A 4,702-nucleotide genomic window follows, 5' to 3' on the forward strand; every position below is an offset into this window, starting at 1 on the left:
GGCGTGAAATTAGTATTTTTTTTATAATGTGTATTTCTGACAAACCCCACCTACGCCGGATTGCTTCCCCGCGCAGCGTTCCCGCCGCGAGCGAAAGCTCACCAAGCGACATACACGGCTGGTTTACAGAGTAAACTCGGCAGCGAGAAAAGTCATCGATTGCATAAGGCGCGCGAAAATCATATTATAACGATATGAACTACATCAAAAAAAATTCACAAGAAGAAAAAGAATTGCTCGAACGTTTTTTGCGCTATGTAAAGACGTATTCCGAAAGCGATTCGAATAAAGCCGACGAAGGAATCATGCCTTCCACTCCGCAGCAAAGGGATTTTGCAAATATGATTGCCGAAGAGATGAAAGCTGCGGGTTTGGAAAACGTGCACGTCACCGAGTTTTGCTATGCGTACGGCGTTCTTCCCGCTTCCGAGGGTTTTGAAAACGTTCCGTCCTTTTGTCTCCTTGCACACATGGACACGGTCGACGAAGTAAGCGGAAAAAACGTCCATCCCGTCGTACATGAAAACTACGACGGCGCTCTCATCGAACTTGCGGAAACGAATCCGCTCGATGCGGTTTCGGACGAAGCGCTCGCCCAGGCGGCACGCGAGCGCGATACGATCATCACGACGGACGGGCACACGCTCCTCGGTGCGGACGATAAGGCGGGCATCGCGGCGATCATGACGGCGATTTCGTACCTTAAAGCGCACGAAGAGATCAGGCACGGGAAAATCGAAGTGATCTTTTCACCCGACGAAGAGACGGGGCACGGCATGGATAAAGTGCCGCTCGAATCGATTCAATCGAAACGCGCATACACTGTCGACGGCGGGCATATCGGCGAGCTTGAAACGGAATGCTTCAATGCGGTCGGAACGACGGTCGTCTTTACAGGCAAATCGACGCACACGGGAACGGCACGGAAAGCGGGCATGATAAACGCGATCGCTATGGCATCACATTTTGTGTCCTCGCTCCCCATTACCGAGCGTCCCGAAACGTCGGACGGTATGGCAGGCTTTTATGCGCCGATCGAATTTACGGGAACGATCGAAAAATCGACGGTGTATCTTTTGCTGCGCGACTTCGACGGCGAAAATATGAAAACGCGGCAAAAAACCGTCGAAGCGCTCGCCGAAGCTGCCGCACTTTCTTTCGGCGGCAGTGCAAAAGTGACGCATAAAACGCAGTATTTCAATATGAAGCGAAAGCTTGACGAACATCCCGAAGTCGTGCGCGATTTGGAAACGGCGTATCGAAAAGCCGGCGTGGAACCCGTCTTTATGCCGATCAGAGGCGGCACCGACGGTTCGCGGCTCACCGAAATGGACATCCCCACGCCGAACATTTTTACCGGCGGACACAATTATCATTCGCGTATGGAGTGGGCTTCGCTTAACCAAATGTGTAAAGCTGCCGATATTTTAATAAACCTCGCAGGCATTATCGGTACGGCAAATTAACCCCCGATGCGCCTGCGTGTTATGCATACTACAAAGACGGGAGGCGGCAATGCACGAATACATAATCGACGGCGGATTTCCGATTCGGGGAAGCATCACCGCAGGCGGCAATAAAAACGCGGCGCTCCCGTGCATTGCGGCGGCTTTGCTCACGGAAGAAAGCGTTACGCTGCACAATATTCCGGACATAGAAGACACGCGCGTTATGCTCGACATCGCCCGATCCTTCGGCGCCGACGTCGAATGCGTAAAAAATCACAGCTGGAAAATCACCGCCAAGCGATTTGCAAACACGATGATCCCCCCGGAACTCTCAAAAAAGATCCGCGCATCGATTTTGTTTGCAGGTCCCTTGCTTGCTCGAACGGGAAGAGCGGAAATGCTGCCGCCGGGCGGAGACGTTATCGGCAGGAGAAGGCTCGATACACACTTTCTCGCGCTCACCGAACTCGGCGCACGCGTAGACATAAACGGCAAATTCGTGTTTTACGCGGACGCGCTCAAAGGCGCCGATATCTTTCTCGACGAAATGTCGGTAACCGCGACGGAAAACGCCGTCATGGCGGCGGTGCTTGCAAAAGGCGAAACGATCATTTCAAATGCGGCGAGCGAACCCCACATACAGACCTTATGCGCCATGCTCGTGAGTATGGGCGCAAAAATCAGCGGCATCGGGAGCAATATTTTACGCATCGAAGGAGTCGACTCCCTGCACGGCTGCGAATGTACGATATGCCCGGACTATATGGAAATCGGTTCGTTTATCGGACTTGCAGCGGCTACTCGCGGTTCGCTCACGATCGAAGGCGTCAATCCTCAAGATATGCGGCCGCTCAGGCTCGGTTTCAGCAAACTCGGCATCGCATGGAATATCGACGGCACGACGCTCACCGTTCCCGAACGGCAGGAACTCAAAGTAAACGGCGATATCGGAAACTCGACGCCGAAAATAGACGACGCTCCGTGGCCGGGCTTTCCGCCCGATTTGACGAGCATTATGACGGTCGTCGCAACGCAAGTCGAAGGCACTGTGCTCATCTTCGAAAAGATGTTCGAATCGCGCATGTTTTTCGTCGATAAACTGATAAACATGGGAGCGTGCATCACGCTCTGCGATCCGCACCGCGCCGTCGTGTCGGGCCCGCGCATCCTCCACGGCGACCACCTCGTCTCTCCCGACGTGCGAGCCGGCATGGCGATGGTGATCGCGGCGATGACGGCACACGGGCAAAGCAGAATTTCAAACGTGTACCAGATCGAACGCGGCTACGAACACTTGGTCGAACGGCTTCAGTCGGTCGGAGCGCACATCACGACGGTCGACGTCGAGTAAAAGCAAGGGGTTTTCGACAGCGGGAGTTCCTTCGTGCAGGGACAGCGAAAAAACGGTGCAGTATACGATATCCTGCAGTGAGATACCTGTTCCCTGTCATATATGCATACAGCACCGATCCTGTAGTTTTCAAAAGAAAATTACAGGATTTTAGGAAAATTATTAATACCAACCGGTAAAGTCATTGCCGTAATTTACAGATTGTCTTAATTGTATTTCAGGCAAATCACTGTCATCAAATTCCGTAAAAACCTTCGACGATGTTATTTTTACAAATGCCTTTGAAATACAGAGCCTTTCTATCGAAAAAAGAATCATAAAATCATATTCTCCATTTTCAGCAGCTCTTAAAATATCGAATACCGCTCCTGTTGATGTCCATTTTTCTTTATTTTTTACATTCCAAGTTATTTCATTTACGATTTTCCCCGTATTTAAATTGAAAATCGTAAAAATGCCGGAATTATAAACACCCTCATTCAGTAAATAAATCCCTGTCGCATCCATGCGAGCACCGAAAGGTACTTTTCCGAGAAATTTAACATCTCCGGTATTTCCATCTAAATAATATAAAGGCATACTCCTTTCAAAAGTATTCTTCCAAAAAATCATTGTTTTTTTATCTTTTGAAATCTGATAACCGTCCCATAAAGCCTCTGTATTCTCAAAATAAATCTGCTTTTTTGATTCATTAATTTTATAAATAGTCAAAATATCTTTATCAAGATTATAGGAATAATCTAAAGTTTCCGATTTTGACAATGGGGCTAATTTTTTGATTGTTTGTGAATATATCGGAAACACAATTGTAATTATAAATGTAATAATAAAAATCTTTTTCATAATTTCACCTCTCTTACTCGTATACAACTGGAGCTTTGAAATTTACATACCCTTTTGTTTCTGATACAGGAACTAAAATATTACCATTGTCATCTTTCAACCATCCTTGCTTACCTCTCAAATTTTCTTTTCCAAAGCTTCCCAAAACTCTTTCATTTCAGGAATCCCCATTCGCATATTGAACATCAGATACTATCCTTATAGGCAGATAAATCGATCGCTTCGGAAACAAGTCTTTTGTTAAAATTCTCCATGCTTGAATCCGTCATTTTGAGGGTATTTTTGGAAACTTGAAACGGTTTTGTAAGTTCACGCGGTTCAAGAAGAATTCTGCCGTCTCCGAATTCTTTTACATGATAGTAGTCGTAATATACATTCCTTAATGTGATTCTTTTCTTTGAGTCAAGTTTGGCATCATAGGATTTTACTATTTGCATCGGCACAATACACCTCCCATAAAAACTTTTGCAGGAAATATAGAGCCTCACGGCTCTGTTCTACAAAGGACCGATTTACGCGCCCGCTCACGCAGGCTGCGAATCAATTTCCGAAAAAGTTTTTAGCCGTGCGCGTGGGCGCACACGTTCAATAATCGAGTTTGCAAAATAAAGCGTATCGTATTTATGCGATTTTTATCGAAATGCCACCATATACACGTCTTCTGCAAACATCCAAGCAAACTCGATATCAAGAGCGACGACGATATTTCAGACGGCGCTTTTTATCGTACCTCCTCAAATTTCATATATACATAATTGTAAATAATTATAACAAAGACCGAACAAGCTGAAATTACTAATCCAATTTGGCTCAATGAATAAAATACCTCCGCATCTTTTGAAATATACAATATATAAAAAAATAAATTAATAAAGAACAGCAAATATATGTATATAACTAATAATTTATAAAAAACAAAAGTTTTTCCGACTTTAAAAATCCATAAGCATGAAAACCTGTACATCGTTTTCATTTTGTTTTTTATACCTAATTTCTTTCGTTTTTTCTTTGTTAGGGAGCTATTTATTCCTGTGACCACTAGGAATAGTTGGAATAAAAA

General features: G+C 45.7%; 4 protein-coding genes. 2 read left to right on the forward strand and 2 right to left on the reverse strand.

What is annotated here, in order from left to right; translation table 11 throughout:
• Nucleotides 1-194 precede the first annotated feature (194 nt).
• Nucleotides 195-1,466, forward strand: a complete 1,272-nt coding sequence (gene pepT, locus JSQ97_RS12425; RefSeq protein ID WP_205076334.1) for a peptidase T — start codon at nucleotides 195-197, stop codon at nucleotides 1,464-1,466.
• A 49-nt stretch (nucleotides 1,467-1,515) separates the two neighbouring features.
• Nucleotides 1,516-2,799: a UDP-N-acetylglucosamine 1-carboxyvinyltransferase gene (gene murA / locus JSQ97_RS12430; protein WP_205076335.1), complete on the forward strand. Its 1,284-nt coding sequence runs from the start codon at nucleotides 1,516-1,518 to the stop codon at nucleotides 2,797-2,799.
• A 162-nt stretch (nucleotides 2,800-2,961) separates the two neighbouring features.
• On the opposite strand, the gene JSQ97_RS12435 is transcribed toward murA, so the two are convergent.
• Both JSQ97_RS12435 and JSQ97_RS12440 read right to left on the reverse strand, forming a co-directional pair.
• Entirely contained in the window at nucleotides 2,962-3,642 is a 681-nt protein-coding gene (locus tag JSQ97_RS12435; RefSeq protein ID WP_205076336.1) for a hypothetical protein, read from the reverse strand.
• A gap of 185 nt (nucleotides 3,643-3,827) precedes the next feature.
• Entirely contained in the window at nucleotides 3,828-4,079 is a 252-nt protein-coding gene (locus JSQ97_RS12440) for a hypothetical protein (RefSeq protein WP_205076337.1), read from the reverse strand.
• Nucleotides 4,080-4,702: the final 623 nt, after the last annotated feature.

Source organism: Treponema sp. Marseille-Q4523, from assembly GCF_016901105.1.
Lineage (GTDB): Bacteria > Spirochaetota > Spirochaetia > Treponematales > Treponemataceae > Treponema_D.